At 67.3% G+C, this 15,839-nt stretch carries 16 protein-coding genes; 6 read left to right on the top strand and 10 right to left on the bottom strand.

Features of this window, described 5'->3' with window-relative positions; translation table 11 throughout:
* The first annotated feature begins 19 nt into the window (after window positions 1-19).
* Window positions 20-721 carry a GntR family transcriptional regulator gene (locus tag G6N67_RS05890; protein ID WP_036433617.1) on the top strand — a complete coding sequence of 234 codons (702 nt, stop codon included), beginning with the start codon at window positions 20-22 and terminating at the stop codon, window positions 719-721.
* Between the two features lie 78 nt (window positions 722-799).
* Window positions 800-2,311, top strand: coding sequence for an NCS1 family nucleobase:cation symporter-1 (locus G6N67_RS05885; RefSeq protein WP_036433618.1), 1,512 nt, complete (start codon window positions 800-802; stop codon window positions 2,309-2,311).
* A gap of 74 nt (window positions 2,312-2,385) precedes the next feature.
* Here the strand turns inward: G6N67_RS05885 and G6N67_RS05880 are convergent, their stop codons facing one another.
* From G6N67_RS05880 to G6N67_RS05870, 3 genes are read right to left on the bottom strand one after another with little or no spacing between them, the layout of a single operon-like run.
* Window positions 2,386-3,597 carry a DUF6986 family protein gene (locus G6N67_RS05880; protein ID WP_036435758.1) on the bottom strand — a complete coding sequence of 404 codons (1,212 nt, stop codon included), beginning with the start codon at window positions 3,595-3,597 and terminating at the stop codon, window positions 2,386-2,388.
* Window positions 3,598-3,617: 20 nt separating this feature from the next.
* A complete protein-coding gene (locus G6N67_RS05875; RefSeq protein WP_036433619.1) occupies window positions 3,618-4,787 on the bottom strand; it encodes a pyridoxal phosphate-dependent aminotransferase in 1,170 nt (389 codons plus the stop codon).
* A 58-nt stretch (window positions 4,788-4,845) separates the two neighbouring features.
* Window positions 4,846-5,313, bottom strand: coding sequence for a MarR family winged helix-turn-helix transcriptional regulator (locus G6N67_RS05870; RefSeq protein ID WP_036433620.1), 468 nt, complete (start codon window positions 5,311-5,313; stop codon window positions 4,846-4,848).
* Window positions 5,314-5,407: 94 nt separating this feature from the next.
* Here G6N67_RS05870 and G6N67_RS05865 point away from each other — a divergent pair, with 94 nt between their 5' ends.
* On the top strand, window positions 5,408-5,824 hold the full coding sequence (locus tag G6N67_RS05865; RefSeq protein WP_036435759.1) for a Rid family hydrolase: 417 nt from the start codon (window positions 5,408-5,410) through the stop codon (window positions 5,822-5,824).
* Between the two features lie 13 nt (window positions 5,825-5,837).
* Here the strand turns inward: G6N67_RS05865 and G6N67_RS05860 are convergent, their stop codons facing one another.
* From G6N67_RS05860 to urtA, 7 genes are read right to left on the bottom strand one after another with little or no spacing between them, the layout of a single operon-like run.
* Window positions 5,838-6,536, bottom strand: a complete 699-nt coding sequence (locus G6N67_RS05860; RefSeq protein ID WP_036433621.1) for an urease accessory protein UreF — start codon at window positions 6,534-6,536, stop codon at window positions 5,838-5,840.
* The gene (locus G6N67_RS05855; RefSeq protein WP_179976849.1) at window positions 6,517-6,996 is read right to left on the bottom strand and encodes an urease accessory protein UreE; all 480 of its coding nucleotides are present in this window, start codon (window positions 6,994-6,996) and stop codon (window positions 6,517-6,519) included. The genes G6N67_RS05860 and G6N67_RS05855 overlap by 20 nt, the downstream gene beginning before the upstream one ends.
* A gap of 2 nt (window positions 6,997-6,998) precedes the next feature.
* The gene (locus G6N67_RS05850; protein WP_036433623.1) at window positions 6,999-7,802 is read right to left on the bottom strand and encodes an urease accessory protein UreD; all 804 of its coding nucleotides are present in this window, start codon (window positions 7,800-7,802) and stop codon (window positions 6,999-7,001) included.
* On the bottom strand, window positions 7,799-8,416 hold the full coding sequence (gene ureG, locus G6N67_RS05845; RefSeq protein WP_036433624.1) for an urease accessory protein UreG: 618 nt from the start codon (window positions 8,414-8,416) through the stop codon (window positions 7,799-7,801). The genes G6N67_RS05850 and ureG overlap by 4 nt, the downstream gene beginning before the upstream one ends.
* A gap of 12 nt (window positions 8,417-8,428) precedes the next feature.
* Window positions 8,429-10,144 (bottom strand): urease subunit alpha, encoded by a 1,716-nt coding sequence (gene ureC, locus G6N67_RS05840; protein WP_036433625.1) that lies wholly within the window; start codon window positions 10,142-10,144, stop codon window positions 8,429-8,431.
* Between the two features lies 1 nt (window position 10,145).
* Window positions 10,146-10,847 carry an urease subunit beta gene (locus G6N67_RS05835; protein WP_051578792.1) on the bottom strand — a complete coding sequence of 234 codons (702 nt, stop codon included), beginning with the start codon at window positions 10,845-10,847 and terminating at the stop codon, window positions 10,146-10,148.
* A 4-nt stretch (window positions 10,848-10,851) separates the two neighbouring features.
* The gene (gene urtA / locus G6N67_RS05830) at window positions 10,852-12,099 is read right to left on the bottom strand and encodes an urea ABC transporter substrate-binding protein (RefSeq protein WP_036433626.1); all 1,248 of its coding nucleotides are present in this window, start codon (window positions 12,097-12,099) and stop codon (window positions 10,852-10,854) included.
* A 192-nt stretch (window positions 12,100-12,291) separates the two neighbouring features.
* On the opposite strand from urtA, the gene G6N67_RS05825 reads away from it, so the two are divergent.
* The 3 genes from G6N67_RS05825 to G6N67_RS05815 all read left to right on the top strand — a co-directional run bounded on the left by G6N67_RS05825 (window position 12,292) and on the right by G6N67_RS05815 (window position 15,833).
* Window positions 12,292-13,302, top strand: coding sequence for a helix-turn-helix transcriptional regulator (locus tag G6N67_RS05825; protein ID WP_036433627.1), 1,011 nt, complete (start codon window positions 12,292-12,294; stop codon window positions 13,300-13,302).
* Between the two features lie 29 nt (window positions 13,303-13,331).
* Entirely contained in the window at window positions 13,332-14,438 is a 1,107-nt protein-coding gene (locus tag G6N67_RS05820; protein WP_036433628.1) for an alkene reductase, read from the top strand.
* A gap of 183 nt (window positions 14,439-14,621) precedes the next feature.
* On the top strand, window positions 14,622-15,833 hold the full coding sequence (locus G6N67_RS05815) for an acetyl-CoA C-acetyltransferase (protein ID WP_036433629.1): 1,212 nt from the start codon (window positions 14,622-14,624) through the stop codon (window positions 15,831-15,833).
* Window positions 15,834-15,839: the final 6 nt, after the last annotated feature.

Genomic DNA, 15,839 nt, shown 5'->3' with positions numbered 1-15,839 from the left:
CGCGCTAGCGTCGCCTGCCATGCGGCCTCGACGGCGTTCGGCCCTGCTCGAACAGTTGGTGGCCGCAGCGGACGGTCCGTCGCAGCAGGCTGTGCTCGACGAGCTGCGCCGCGCGATCCTCGCCGGTGGTGTCCCGCCGGGCACGTCGATTCCGCTGGCCGAGGTGGCCGACGTGTTCCGGGTCAGCCAGATCCCGGTGCGGGAGGCGCTGAAAACCCTGATGGGAGAGGGCCTCGTCACGCACAAGCGGAACTCCGGATACACCGTGGCTCTGCTGACGGCCCAGGAGCTGCGCGAAATGTACATTGTGCGCGAGACGTTGGAATCGGCATCGCTGCTGGCGGCTGTGGCGAATGCGACCGACACCGACCGGGCGGCGGCCGTCGCCGTGAACCACCTGCTGGAGCAGGCCATCGCCGATGACGACGCGGCCGCCTACCACCGGCAGAGCCGGCAGTTCCACGCCGCCCTGACCCGGCCGTCCCGCATGCACCGGCTGCTGCACATGCTCGAAACCGCCTGGAATGTCACCGAACCCGTGCAGTCCATGGTGCACGTCAGTGCGGCCGACCGCGCGCAGCTGCACGCCGACCACCGCGCGATGCTCGACGCTTTTCTGGTCGGCGACCCCGAACGGCTGGTGGCCGCCTCCGAGGCGCACGCCGCTCGGCTCAACGCCGTCATCGCGACCTTGCCGACCGATACGGGCCTGCTGGCCTGAGCCGAATATATCTTTTCCGCAATTGCGGCATAGCCCAGCGGAAACGGCTGGGAAACAGTTCGTTCCTAACGTCGGGACATGACAGAAACTGTGGTGGGCGCCGGGGATCTCGTCGAGGCGGCCGGCCATCCGGTCGGCAGCGGCGACGTCAAGCCCGGCTATGACCCACGGCTGACCAACGAGGATCTCGCTCCTCTGCGCAAGCAGACCTGGGGTTCCTACAACATCTTTGCGTTCTGGATGTCCGACGTGCACAGCGTCGGCGGCTACGTGACCGCTGGCAGCCTTTTCGCGCTGGGCTTGGCGAGTTGGCAGGTGCTCGTGGCACTGCTGATCGGCATCACCATCGTCTACTTCCTGTGCAACCTGGTCGCCAAGCCCAGTCAGGCCGCCGGCGTGCCGTATCCGGTGATCTGCCGGACGGTGTTCGGTGTGCTCGGCGCCAACATCCCGGCCATCATCCGCGGCCTCATCGCCGTGGCCTGGTACGGCATCCAGACATTCCTGGCCTCGGCTGCCCTTGACATCGTGCTGATCAAACTGTTCCCGGCGCTCGCGCCGTACGCGGTGGTCTCCGACTACGGTTTCGCGGGCCTGTCGCTGCTGGGCTGGGGCAGCTTCCTGGTGTTGTGGGTGCTTCAGGCGTGCGTGTTCTGGCGCGGCATGGAGTCGATCCGCAAGTTCATCGACTTCTGCGGGCCCGCGGTCTATGTGGTGATGTTCGTGCTGTGCGGGTACCTGATCCACAAAGCTGGTTGGGGTGCAATCGATCTCAACCTCGGCGAGGTGACCTACACCGGTTGGGGTTCGGTGCCGGTCATGCTGGGCGCGATCGCACTCGTGGTGTCCTACTTCTCCGGTCCGATGCTGAACTTCGGTGACTTCTCGCGCTACGGCAAGTCGTTCGCCGCGGTGAAGAAGGGCAACTTCCTCGGCTTGCCGGTGAACTTCCTGGTGTTCTCGGTGCTGGTGGTCGTGACGGCATCGTTGACGCTGCCGGTGTTCGGGGAACTCATCACCGATCCGGTCGAGACCGTCGCCCGGATCGACTCGACGTTCGCAATCGTGCTGGGCGCGTTGACGTTCACGATCGCCACGATCGGCATCAACATCGTCGCGAACTTCATCAGTCCCGCGTTCGACTTCTCCAATGTGAGTCCGCAACGCATCAGCTGGCGGGCCGGCGGCATGATCGCGGCGGTCGGTTCGGTGCTGATCACACCGTGGAACCTGTACAACAACCCCGAGGTCATCCACTACACGCTGGAAACCCTCGGCGCGTTCATCGGCCCGCTGTTCGGGGTGCTGATCGCCGACTACTACCTGGTGCGCAGGCAGAAGGTGGTCGTCGACGACCTGTTCACCATGGCGGAGACCGGAAAGTACTGGTACCGCAACGGTTACAACCGGGTGGCGGTGATCGCGACCGTCGTCGGCGCGGTGCTGGCCGTCGTGCCGGTGCTGCTCGGCGGGTCGGTCGCCGGCATGCACACCGCCGCACAGTACAGCTGGTTCATCGGCTGCGGCGTCGCGTTCGTGCTCTACCACCAGCTGGCCAAGCGCGACGCGTTGGTCGCCGCGTCGGTGTAGTGCGATGAGTCTGCGCTCAGGGTCGGGAATTCTCGAAAATCACAGCCCTGAGCGCAGTTTCAACGCACCTGGCGTCATGCGATGCGGTTCTTGAGGTTCCGCAGCACCTCGACCGTGGCGCTGGGCGCGACAGCGGTCACGTCGTCGGCCGTGAAGGCGCCGCAGTCCAGCCCGCGCAGCACCACCGCGGCCAGCGCCTCGGCGGTCGCGGGTTCATCGACGATGGCGCCGCCCCGGCGGTCCAGGTAGGCCTGCAACCGGGGTGCCGCGGCAGCCATCGCGGCCCGGAAGAACGTGAACGTGGCCAGCCACCGCGTCACCAGGTGGCCGGGGTGCATGTCCCACCCCTGGTAGAAGCCGCGCGCCAGCGATCGGGTCACCAGCCGGTGATGTCGCTGGATGGCTTGTGCCACTTGATCATCGGACCCGACCGGGGAGACCTGGGTCGAGCCGTCGCACACCCACACCCCGGTCTGCGCCGCGGCGACCTGCATGACGGCCTTTGCGTGGTCGGCCACCGGATGGTCGAGGGATTGGTGCTGCGGCGCGATGCCGCACGCCGCGCTGTAGTCGTAGGTGCCGTAGTGCAGTGCGGTGCAGCGGCCGTCGGCGCGCTGGATCGCACTGGCCACGGTGGCGGTGCCGTCAGAGCCGAGCACGGCCTGCGGGCTCTCGATCTGCAGCTCGAAACGCAGGCTGCGCTCCGGGAGACCGTGCGCGGATTCCAGCGCCTCGCACAGCCACACGGCCGCGGTGACCTGTTCGGCCGCACGGATTTTGGGGATCGTGAAGACGAAGCCGTCCGGCATGCCGCCGTCGAGCACCAGTTCCAGCGTGCGGACCGCGCGCGGCCGGTCCGCGACCGTCAGCCCCTTGAAGCGGATGCCCGCACTGCCCAGCTTGAGCGCGTGCAGCGTCTCACCCGCCCGCAGCGCGTCGGCATCCTCGACGTCGTCGGGACGCCGGCCGTAGCCGTCTTCGAAGTCGAGCCGCAGATCGGCGATCGGCGCCTCGGTCAGCTGATTGCGCACCAGGGTCAAAGTGGCGGCGTCGCCGAGTTCGGCGAACACCTCGGCCTGGCGGTCCAGGAGTTCGAGTGCGGCCGCACCCCATTGTGTCGGGGTGTCCGGCGTCGCGTCCGCAGCACTCACGTACACGGTGTGTACCGGCTGGACGGCGTCGCGATCACCGGGGAACTCACGTGCCAGTCGTGCGTCGACGTCGTGCAGCAGGGCGTCGACGCGGGTCAGGGTGTCCTGGTCGATGCGGTGCGGGGATGCGGGCATGTCCCCATCGTTGCGTGTCATCACGCGCTGAGCACCCTTAGTCGCCGGATTGCCTCGTCCAGGGTGTCGTCACGCTTGCAGAACGCAAACCGCACGATGTGGTTCCACAGGTCGGCGTGGGGCGCCTCGGCGTCACAGAACGCCGACATCGGGATTGCCGCTACCCCCGTCTTGTGGGGCAGCTCGGCGCAGAACGCAGCGCTGTCGTCGTAACCCAGCGGCCGCGGGTCGGCACACAGAAAGTAGGTGCCCGCACTGTCGTGGACCTCGAACCCGATATCGGTCAGCGCCGATCCCAGCCGGTCCCGCTTGGTCTGGAACGCCGCCCGCAGGTCGGCCACCCAGCCGTCCTCGTTGTCCAGCGCGTGGGCCACCGCGGGCTGGAACGGTGCGCCGCCGACATAAGTCAGGTACTGCTTGGCGGCCCGCACGCCGGCGATCAGGTCGGGTGCACCGCACGCCCAGCCGATCTTCCAGCCGGTGGCATTGAACATCTTGGCCGCGCTCGAGATCGTGACCGTGCGCCCGGCCATCCCGGGATAGCCGGCCACCGGCAGGTGCTTGCGTCCGTCGAACACCAGCTGTTCGTAGACCTCGTCTGCGATCACCAGCAGGTTGTGTTCGACGGCCAGCGCGGCGATGGCCCGCAGCTCGGCGTCCGACGCCACCGCTCCGGTCGGGTTGTGCGGCGAGTTGAGGATCAGCGCCCGGGTTTTCGGGGTGACGACGCGTCGCAACGCCTCGACGTCGATCGCGAACCCGGCGCCCGCGGCCACCAACGGCACGGCCCGGCGGACGCAGCCTGCCATGGCGATCACGGGGGAGTAGGAGTCGTAGAACGGCTCGATCACTATGACCTCGGAGCCGGGTTCGACGAGGCCGATCAGGGCGGCCGCGATCGCCTCGGTGGCGCCGACGGTGACCAGCACCTCGGTGTCCGGGTCGTAGTCGATGCCGTAGTGGCGCTTGCGCTGCGTGGCGACGGCCTGCCGGAGCTCGGGGATGCCGAGGCCGGGCGGGTACTGGTTGACGCCCGCGGCGATCGCGTCCTGCGCGACTTTCAGCATCGCGGCCGGGCCGTCCTCGTCGGGAAAGCCCTGGCCCAGATTGACCGCGCCGAGGCGGGTGGCCAGCGCAGACATCTCTGCGAACACCGTGACGGCGAAAGGCTGCAGCCTTGTGACGGTCATAGCTGACGAGCGTAGGCGGTGCCGGGCTCGTGCCGGTCGGCGACGTTCTGCGGACGAGCTAGCCCATGCTGGGGTGCACCACTCGCAGCTTGCCGGCGATCCGGGCCAGCGTCTTCTGGTCGGTCACGGTGAGCCGGTCCAGCACCAGCTCGCGCACCGAGCGAACGTGGATCGGCGCCGCCTCGACGACCAACCGGTAGCCGGCTTCGGTGAGTTCGGCGATGGTGTAGCGCCCGTCGTCGGGATCGGGGGAGCGGGTCACCCAGCCGCGCTGTTCGAAGCGCTTGACGACGTTGGACAGCCGGGACAGTGAGCCGTTGGCCAGAAATGCCAAATCGCTCATGCGTATCCGATGCTCCGCGGCCTCGGAGAGATGGCTGAGCGTCAGGTACTCGAACAGGGTCAGGTCGACCGGGCGCATGGCCGCATCGAGCTTCCCCGGGAGTAACAGCATCAGGGCCGCCAGGCCCGTCCATGTCTCCTTTTCCTGTTGCGAGAGCCATTCCGGCTCCTCGTCCCGCGTCATGGACGCACCTTAGCCAACCGGAATAACTTCACGCATGAAGTCATTGAGTGTGTCGTCAGTTCAACCGTGAAGTTATAACGATAGGAAGATGACGATGCAGGACGTCGAGTTCTTCGTGACCCCCGGCTACGGCGAGATGTTTCGGGAGGAGCTCCGCTACAGCCAGGCCGTGCGGATCGGCAACAGGGTCGAGATCTCCGGCCAGGGCGGCTGGGATGACGACCTCAACTTTCCCGAATCCCTCGAAGACGAGATCGTCCGCGCCTTCGACAACGTGGAACGCACGCTGGCCACCGCCGGTGCGTCCTGGCGCGACGTGGTCCACGTGAATACCTACCACGTCATCTCGGAACCGGACTCGACCTTCGGCGCGCACAACGCGACCATCGTCGAGCAGTTCCGCAAGCGGCTGGGGGACCGGGCGCCGATCTGGACCGAAACCGGTGTGACGGCGCTCGGAGCGCCGAAGATGCGGGTCGAGATCCGCGTGACCGCGATCGTGGACGCCTGACCAGCAGCGGGGATCACGTCGCGAAGAGCCTCGACGTCCGCTCCTCGTGACGCATGCCGCTGATCTCCAGTGCGGGTGCGGTGCCCGACAGGTCGGGTAGCGAGCGCAGACATGCCTCGCGGGCCAGTCGGACGGCCAATTCGGTACTGCGCAACTGGATGCGTTGGCTCTGCAGCGGCCCCAGCCGGCCCAGCCGAACGGCGGCGCTGAGCAGGGACGCCAGCATCGACCGCAGGCTGCCGAGAACGGCCAGTCGCTGTGGCACCCCGAGACGTGCCTGCACCACGCCGTCGACTACCGCGGCATGGCCCGCGGCATTGCCATCGCGTACCGCCACCAGGTAGGTGTGGCCATCGGCGATGCCGATGTCGAGGGCCGTGGCCGCGAGCTGCTGGCCGGTCGACGTCGAGGCGGTCCGGGCGTTGCCGAACAGCTTGTAGGTGCCGGTCAGCTCGTCCAGTTCGGCCAGGCTGCCCGGGCAGTCCACGGCGTTCCACGCATGGGCGGTGACGGTGGCATCCAGCGGCGCGTAGCCGTGGGTGAGATACCCGCACACCGCGGCCTCCAGGTCCACGGCGTCCGCGGCGGGGCGGGCTGCCAGCCACTCCTCCAGACCGTGGCTGTGCACCAGACGTCCGGCCGGAAAGGCGCTGTCGTGCAGTTGCAGCCACAGCGACAGCGCGACGTCGGGGTCAGTGGTGGTGGCCGGCATGGTGATCGGCGGAGGTGCGGAACCAGCCGGTGGCGGCCATGGCGGCGTCGCGGACCTCGCCGACGACGCCGAGCTCGGCGAGCATCTGGCGGGCTGCATCCGCGCTGGTGAACAACGGCACTGTCACCGACTCGTCGTCGATGTCGATCGGGGCGTGCTGATTGCCGAGCAGATGGCCCAGCAGCAGCAGTGATCGCGCGGTGTTGTCGGCGAAGCGGATCCGGATCGCCGGCTCGGGGGGACGGCGCACCACCACCACATTGGTTCCGTCGTCGGCGATCACCGCGTCGTCGTGCAGAAATGTCGAGCGCGGCAGCATGATCCGCACCTCGATCCCGGTGTCGGTGGTGACCAACTGGCGGTGTTTGCCCGCGTCACCCCAGCCGATGTCGACGTGGTGGACCGTGCGTCCGGTGAACGCCGGATCGGTGGCAGCGCCCAGGATGGTGTCGGCGTCCATGGTCATGCGCTTCTCCTCAGGGGCGTGGTCAGTACGCTGTCGCGCACGGCGGTGTGCACGGTGTGGCGGGCATACCGCAGTTCGGGTGCACAGTCAGCGGTCAGTCGGCTGAGAAGCCCTGATCGACAGGGGAGTTCACCGGCACCGCCACGGATGCCCGGCAGTCCGGCGAGCGCCGTGCGCACCGCATCGATCGCCGGCGGCCGGCCCGGTGCGACCACCCATTGGGTGGCGACGTAGTCGCCGTCGAGCAGCGGCGCAGTGGCCGGGGTGAACCGTTGCCGATCCCGGGCGACCACCCGTCCCTGCGCGCGCACCGTGACCGCGGTGTCGACTCCCGTGTAGCGGAACCGCTCACCGTGCGCGATGCGCCCCGCCGCGACGGCGTCCCACCCGATATAACACCCGCCGTCGGCGATGTCGACGTCGAGTGTCTGGGTGAACAGTGAACCTGACTGTGGGATAAGTGTTTTCGGCAGATACTCCAGCGTCGCTCCGGGATGCACCGTGAACCGGAGCCGATGCCGCGCCCCCGGGCCCTCGCCGGCGAACACCTGGGTCGCGGCCTGGGTGGTGAGCACCAGATGGGAGCCGGGTTCGCAGACGACGGTGGTGCACAGGCTGTCGTCGGAGAATGTTCCTCCGCTGGGGCTCTGCACACACAGCACCGCCGCCCGCGGATACCGCTCGTCGGAATGCAGTGCGGTGGTGACGCGCTGTGGGTAGCGCTGGCACAGTGTCGTCACGCGGGTGCGGCCGGTGGCGTCGACACCGACATGCACGGTCAGCTCACCGGGGGCGATCACCGGCTCACCGTGAGCATCGCACCGCGCAACAGCTCGGCGGTCAGCTCCGGCAGGCCGAGCCCCGAACGCAGATCGGTGAACACGGTCGGTTTGGCCGGGCGGGCGATCGCGCAGTCGCGGCGCATCCCCTCGAGATCGGCGCCGACCAGGCCGGCCAGGTCGATCTTGTTGACCACCAACAGATCCGCCTGCAGCAACCCGATGCCCTTCTTGCGTGGGATGTCGTCCCCGCCCGCGGTGTCGATCACGAAGATCCAGTAGTCGACCAGGTCTGAGGTAAACGTGGCGGCCAGGTTGTCCCCACCGGATTCGATGAGAATCAGGTCCAGATCGTCGAATTCGGCGGCCAGCCGCCGCGCGGCGGCCAGATTGGCCGACGGATCCTCCCGGATCGCGGTGTGCGGGCACGCCCCGGTCTCCACCGCCAGCACGCGGCGCGGATCGATCACACCGCTTCGCCGGACCCGCCGCGCATCCTCATCGGTGACCAGATCGTTGGTGATCACCGCGACGCCGAGACCCGCGGCGGCGAGCTCGGGAACCAGCATCTCCACCAGGCGGGTCTTCCCGGAACCGACCGGTCCGCCGATGCCGATCCGAATGACGTCGCGCATATGCTCCTCCGGCTATTTCAAGGTGTAGCGCCGGCCCAGCGGCACCGTGGTCATGGGCGTGCTGCGACACAGTTCTCCGTCGATGAGGACTCGATACGTGTCCGGTTCGATGATGATGTCCGGCAGGTAGTCGTTGTGCAGCAGATCGGTTTTCGTCAATGCCCGAGCGCCGCGGCAAGCCACCAGCGGCGTCTCCAGTCCCAGCTGCACACGAAGACCCGATTCGATCGCGGCGCCGGCCACGAAGTTCACCGACACATCGGCCGGGGTGCGCCCGTAGGCGGCCCACTGTGGCCGGTACTTCAGCGGTTCGCACGTCATCAGCGACGCGTTGGCCTCACCCATCACCGACCACGCCGGGAACCCGCCCTTGAACACCACCTCGGGCCGGATACCGAAGAACTTCGGCTCCCACAGCACGATGTCGGCGAGCTTGCCCGGCTCCAGCGAACCGACCTCGTGATCGATACCGAACAGTCTCGCCGGGTTGACGGTGAGTTTGGCGATGTAGCGCAGGATGCGCGTATTGTCCGCGCCGGTGCCGGCATCCTCAGGCAGGGGCCCGCGGGTGACCTTCATGTGCGACGCCAGTTGCCATGTCCGCGCGATGGTTTCGCCGATCCGGCCCATGCCCTGCGAATCCGATCCCATCGCCGAGATCGCGCCCATGTCGTGCAGCACATCCTCGGCGGCGATGGTCTCGCGGCGGATTCGCGATTCGGCGAACGCGACGTCCTCGGGGATGCGCGGATTGAGGTGATGGCACACCATCACCATGTCGAGGTGTTCGTCGAACGTGTTGAGCGTGTAGGGATTCGTCGGATTGGTCGAGGACGGGAGACAGTACGGCTCGCCCACCACTCGCATGATGTCGGGCGCGTGCCCGCCGCCGGCGCCCTCGGCGTGGTAGGTGTGGATGGGGCGTCCGCCGATGGCGGCCATGGTGTCCTCGTAGAACCCGGACTCATTGAGGGTGTCGGTGTGGATCTGCACCTGCAGGTCGAGTTCATCCCCGGCGTCCAGTGATGCCCGGATGGCGGCCGGTGTGGCACCCCAGTCCTCGTGGATCTTGTACCCGATCGCGCCCGCAAGGCCCTGCTCGATCAGCGGTGCGGTGCTCGACGCGCTGCCGTTGCCGATGAAGCCGAAGTTCATCGGGAACGCCTCGGCCGCGCGCAGCATCCGAGCCAGGTTGGTGGGCCCCGATGACGTGATGCCGACCGTGACGGGGCCCAGGCCGCCGCCGATCATGGTGGTGATCCCACTGGAGATCGCTTCCTCGACCAGACCGGCGCTGTCGAAATGCACGTGGACGTCGATGGCTCCGGCGGTGGCGATCATGCCCTCCCCGGACCGGATGTCGGTGCCCGCACCGATGACGAGTTCCGGGTCGACTCCATCCATGGTGCGCGGATTGCCCGCCTTGCCGATTCCGGCGATGCGGCCGTTGCGAATCCCGATGTCGGCCTTGCGGATACCCAGCACCGCGTCGATGATGAGCGCATTGGTGATGACGAAATCCAGTGCGCCATCGGCATTGGTGACATCGCCGTGTACCGCCATGCCCTCTCGCATGGTCTTGCCGCCACCGAAGACGGCTTCATCGCCGTAAACCGTGGCATCGTGTTCGACGCGGGCCAGCAGTTCGGTGTCTGCCAGCCGGACCCGGTCACCGGTGGTGGGACCGTACAGTTCGGCGTAGCGTGCGCGGCTGATGCGATATGCCATCTCAGGACTCCGTATCGAGGAAGCCGCCGCCGCGCATCGTCGTCATGAGCTCCGCGCTCGGTGGTGCGTCGGTGGGGCCGTTGGTGACATCGTTCTGGCCGATGACGATCCGCTGCCCGCCGTAGCTGGTCAATGAAACAACTTGGGCCTCACCCGGTTCGAACCGCACCGCGGTGCCCGACGGGATGTCGAGCCGCATTCCGTAAGCCGCGGCACGGTCGAACCGCAAGGCCCGGTTGGTCTCGAAGAAATGGAAATGGGAGCCCACCTGGACCGGCCGGTCGCCCGTGTTCTCGACGGTCACCGTCGCGGTGGCGCGCCCGGCGTTGAGTTCCAGATCGCCTTCGGCGGTGAGGATCTCACCTGGCACGACCGCGAGATCGGCCGCGCAACGGTGGCCCGGACCGATGGCGTCGTGCACGGTCACGAGCTTCTGACCGTCTTCGAAGAACGCCTCAACCTGCACTGAGCCCAGTAGTGTGCGAACCCCGGGCAGCACATCGTCATCGGTCAGGATCTGTGCTCCGCGCGCGGCGGCGTCGGCGACCGTGGCACCGGCGCGAGCCGCCTCCAGCACCTCGTCGGCGATCAGCGCCCGGGCTTCGGCGTAGGTCAGGGCCAGACCGGCCGCGCGGCGCTTGCGGGCCAGTTCGGCGGCCAGGAACAGCAGGAGCCGGTCCTCGTCCTTGGGAGTCAGATGCATGGTGTCAGCCCGTGATTCCCTTGGCCCACGGATAGGCGTGCAGGAACGGGTCCGGTTCGATGGGCTGGGGCGAGGCCCACACCTGGTGGATCAACCCGTCGTCGGTCACCCTGCCGATTCGGGCCGTCTTCGTGACATGGTGGTTTTCCCCGTCGATCGTGACGGTGCCTTCAGGGGCGTCGACGCTGACCCCGCCCGCGGCCCGCTGGATGTCGGGAACCCCGAAGGAGTTCGCCTTCTCGACGGTCGCTTTCCACAGATGCACTGCGGCGTAAGCGGATTCCATCGGATCCGAGGTCACGCGGTCGGCGCCGTACCGGGCCTTGAAATCCGCGACGAACTTGACGTTGGCCGGGGTGTCGAGGGTCTGGTAGTAGTTCCACGAGGACAGCTGCCCGGTCAGCGTGTCGGCGCCGATGCTGCGGACCTCTTCTTCCCCGACACACATCGACATCACCGGCATGACCTGCGGGGTCAGCCCCGCGCTGTTGTACTCGCGGAAGAACGAGGTCAGTGAGCCGCCGACGACGACGTTGAAGATGGCGTCAGCGCCCGCGGTGCGGATCTTGTTGACGATGGTGGCGAAGTTGGTGCTGTCCAGCGGCACGTAGTCCTCGCCCTTGATCTCGATGCCGTTGGCCTGCGCGTAGGCCTTGACGATGGCATTGGAGGTACGTGGGAACACGTAGTCACTGCCCACCAGGTACAGCGATTTCACGCCTTGAGACTTGAGATAGTCGAGCGCGGGGATGATCTGCTGGTTGGTGGTGGCACCCGAGTAGAAGATGTTGGGCGACGATTCCAGGCCTTCGTACTGCTGGCCGTAGTACAGCAGCGCGTTGGCGTCCTCGAACACGGGCAGCATGGCCTTGCGGCTCGCCGACGTGTAGCCACCGAAAACCACTGCGACACAGTCATTGCTGACCAATTTCTGGGCCTTCTCGGCGAATATCGTCGGCTCGGATGCGCCGTCTTCGGAGATCAGCTGCAGCTGTTTGCCGAGCACCCCGCCGCCGCGGTTGATCTCGTCGACGGCCATCACGATCGCGTCGTGGATGACCGATTCGCTGACGGCCAGCCCGCCCGAAAGCGAGTTGACCGCACCGACCTTGACAGTAGGGCCCGAGGTGTCGGCGCAACTCTGGGTCGCCGCGGTGGTGTCACCTGCCCGGCTGCCGCAGCCCGCGGTGAGTAGGGTTGCCGCCGCCAGCAGCGCGACGGCGGGGCGAAGGTAGCGGTTGTGCTTCGGCATGTGCGGTGGCCCTTGTCGAGTGTGACGGTGAGTTGCCGAAAAGCGTAGGAACGGTCGGGGTGGTCGGGCTATGGGAGGAATCTCCCATTTGCCCGTTCCGTTTTCGCTGACGCATCGGCTTTGAAACACTCACGAAACACGGCCTGCCAATGATGGTTTCGGGCTAGACAACCGCAGCAAAGGATCCCCGCGATGGCAGGTACGTACGCCGCGGTGCTGGGCAGCGCCACCAGCATCGAGACCCGCGCACACGACATGCTCGAGGCGCTCGGTGGGCGGGCGGCGTCCTCGGCGTCGGCGATATGCCTGTGGGATCCGATCCAGCGATGCCACGTGGCCGTCGCCAACCACGGCTACCCCGAAACGGTCATCGACCACCTCAACACCTGGTTCATCGACCACGACCCGCTCTTCGACACGATGCGCCAACGTGGGCTGGGGGCGCTGCGGTGGCGCGATTTCCCGAACTACCGCACCACGTACTCGGTGACGGAGGTCTTCGTGCCCGCCGGGTTCGACGAAGGCCTGTCCGCGCGGTTGGTGACCGCCGATGGCACCTATGCCGGCACCATCCATGTCAATTGTGATGATCCGCGCCATCCGAGCGATGGCGACGTCGACGAGATCAACACGCTGCGGCTGCAGATGGCCGAACACCTGGACTTCACGATGCGGCCCCGGATGGTGGCCGAACTCATGTCGCCGGAAGCGCAGGCCTGGGCCGTGGATGGGGCTGGCCGTGCGCACTTGCTGCGGCTCGGAGACTCGTTCGACGCGGCGGTGGACGACAATCTCGTCGCCGACATGGCACTGTCCTGTCCCGGCACGGTCGAAGCAACGCGGTGGCATGACGGGGCCGGTTGGCTGCATGTCCGGCATCTCGCGACCGCCCCGCGGTTTCGTCGGGACAGCCTGAACGCAGTGATGCTGATCTCCCGTGCCCCGCTGCCGTTCGGCATCACCCCGCGAGAGCTCGATGCGTTGACCCTTGCCGCCAAGGGCCTGACCAACAACGAGATTGCGGCGCAACTGTTTATCAGCGTCCGGACCGCCGGCCACCACCTCGAGAGTGCGACCGTCAAACTGGGCGCCAGCAACCGGGCGTCATGTGTGTCGCAGGCGGTGTCGTGGGGGCTGTTGTCCGGGCGGATGCTGCGTGAGCTCGATCCGAATACCACGCCCGTCGGGCGAGCGTGGGAATGATCTGGGTGCCCAGGATGCTTACTGCAGGCGTGACCTACGCCCTCCCCGCCGACGCCGCGCTGCTCAAGCCCATCCAGGTCGGCGACACGCTTGCCACCAACCGTCTGTTCATGGCGCCGCTGACGCGTTCGCGCGCCGACGCCGACGGAACCCCGTCAGGCCTGGCGGCCGAGTACTACTCGCAGCGAGCCGGCGCGGGCATCATCATCTCCGAGGCCACCGCGGTGTCGCGGACCGCCAACGGCGCCTACCTGAACACGCCGGGCATGTACACCGACGGCCACGAACGCAGGTGGGCCGAGATCGCGCAGGCCGTGCACGCCGAGGGCGGCAAGATGTTCGTCCAGTTGTGGCACGTCGGCCGGATGGCGCACCCCGAGATCAGCGGTGTCGAGTCGGTCGCGCCGTCGGCGATCGCGGCGGACACGGTCACGCACACGCCCACGGGCAAGAAGCCGCTGCCCGTGCCACGCGCCCTGGGCGTCGACGAGATCCCGGCGATCGTCGCGGACTTCCGGGCCGCCGCGCGCCGGGCGGTCGACGCAGGCATGGACGGCGTGGAGATCCACGGCGCCAACGGTTACCTGCTGCACCAGTTCGCCTCCGACGTCGTCAACCAGCGCACCGACGCCTACGGCGGCTCCGCCGAGAACCGGGCCCGGTTGACCGCCGAGGTGGTCGAGGCCGTCGTCGACGAGATCGGGCCGGGACGCGTTGGCCTGCGGATCTCGCCGGGAAACCACGCCGGCGACATGCACGAGAACGACACCGTGAGCGTGTACGAGGCCCTGCTGAACCGCATCGCGCCGCTGGGCATCGCCTATCTGCACGTGCTGATCGATCCCGGCGCCCACACGTTCGGGGTGCTGCGCGCGCTGTGGTCGGGCACGTTCGTGCTCAACACCGGCCGCGATACCGGCACCGATTTCTCCCAGCTGGAGGGCTACGCCGAGTGGGGTGCGATCAGCGCGGCCGCGGTCGGGCGTACCTTCCTGGCCAACCCCGACCTGATCGACCGCCTGGTCCTGGGCGCCGAACTCAACGAGCCCGACGTGTCGACCTTCTATGCCCCCGGCCCGGTGGGTTACATCGACTATCCGACGCTGAGCGAGGTTGCCGAACCCCGCTCCGCCTGATCTCCCCGCCGACTGGCCACTTTTTGCACGCTGATCAGCTGAAAGCGTGTAAAGGGTGGCCAGTCGCACTATGGCGTCCATCTCCCAACCAACAGGTTGGTTTGCAATCCTGTTACTCTCCGGTAGAGAACTGCCTTCACGCGGTTCCACAACCCAAACCTGAACAGGACCTGGAGCAAACACATGTCCGAAGAAGCCTTCATCTACGAGGCGATCCGTACGCCGCGTGGCAAGCAGCGTGGTGGCGCCCTCAACGAGGTCAAGCCCGTCAACCTGGTGGTCGGCCTGATCGAGGAGATCCGCAGCCGGTACCCCGACCTGGACGAGACGCTGATCAGCGACGTCATCCTGGGCGTGGTGTCCCCGGTCGGCGACCAGGGCGGTGACATCGCCCGTACCGCCGGTCTGGTGGCCAAGCTGCCTGAGACCACCGGTGGTTTCCAGCTGAACCGCTTCTGCGCGTCGGGCCTGGAGGCCGTGAACCTGGCCGCCCAGAAGGTTCGTTCCGGCTGGGACGACCTGGTGCTGGCCGGCGGCGTCGAGTCGATGAGCCGTGTCCCGATGGGCTCCGACGGTGGCGCCTGGGCGTCCGACCCTGAGACCAACTACCGCATCGGCTTCGTGCCGCAGGGCATCGGCGCCGACCTGATCGCCACCATCGAGGGCTTCTCGCGTGAAGATGTCGACGCCTACGCGGCGCGCTCGCAGGAACGGGCTGCCGCGGCCTGGTCGGGTGGCTACTTCGCGAAGTCCGTCGTCCCGGTCAAGGACCAGAACGGGCTCGTCATCCTCGACCACGACGAGCACATGCGTCCCGGAACCACCGTGGCCGACTTGGGCAAGCTCAAGTCCGCGTTCGAGGGTCTGGGCGCGATGGGCGGCTTCGACGACGTGGCGCTGCAGAAGTACCACTACGTCGAGAAGATCAACCACGTCCACACTGGTGGCAACAGCTCGGGCATCGTCGACGGTGCGGGTCTGCTGCTCATCGGTAGCGAGAAAGCCGGCCAGAGCCAGGGTCTGACCCCGCGGGCGCGCATCGTGGCCACGGCCACCAGCGGTGCCGATCCGGTCATCATGCTGACCGGCCCCACCCCGGCGACCAAGAAGGTGCTGGACCGGGCCGGCCTGACCGTCGATGACATCGACCTGTTCGAGCTCAACGAGGCCTTCGCCTCGGTGGTGCTGAAGTTCCAGAAGGATCTCAACATCCCCGACGAGAAGCTCAACGTCAACGGTGGCGCCATCGCGATGGGTCACCCGCTGGGCGCCACCGGCGCCATGATCACCGGAACCATGGTCGACGAGCTCGAGCGTCGTGGCGCTCGGCGTGCCCTGATCACGCTGTGTATCGGCGGCGGCATGGGCGTGGCCACCATCATCGAGCGCGTCTGAGAGGGC

The sequence above is a fragment of the Mycolicibacterium mageritense genome (assembly GCF_010727475.1).
Taxonomy (GTDB): domain Bacteria; phylum Actinomycetota; class Actinomycetes; order Mycobacteriales; family Mycobacteriaceae; genus Mycobacterium; species Mycobacterium mageritense.
Note: the sequence above shows the minus strand (reverse complement) of the source record. Positions and strands in the feature narration are given on the sequence as shown.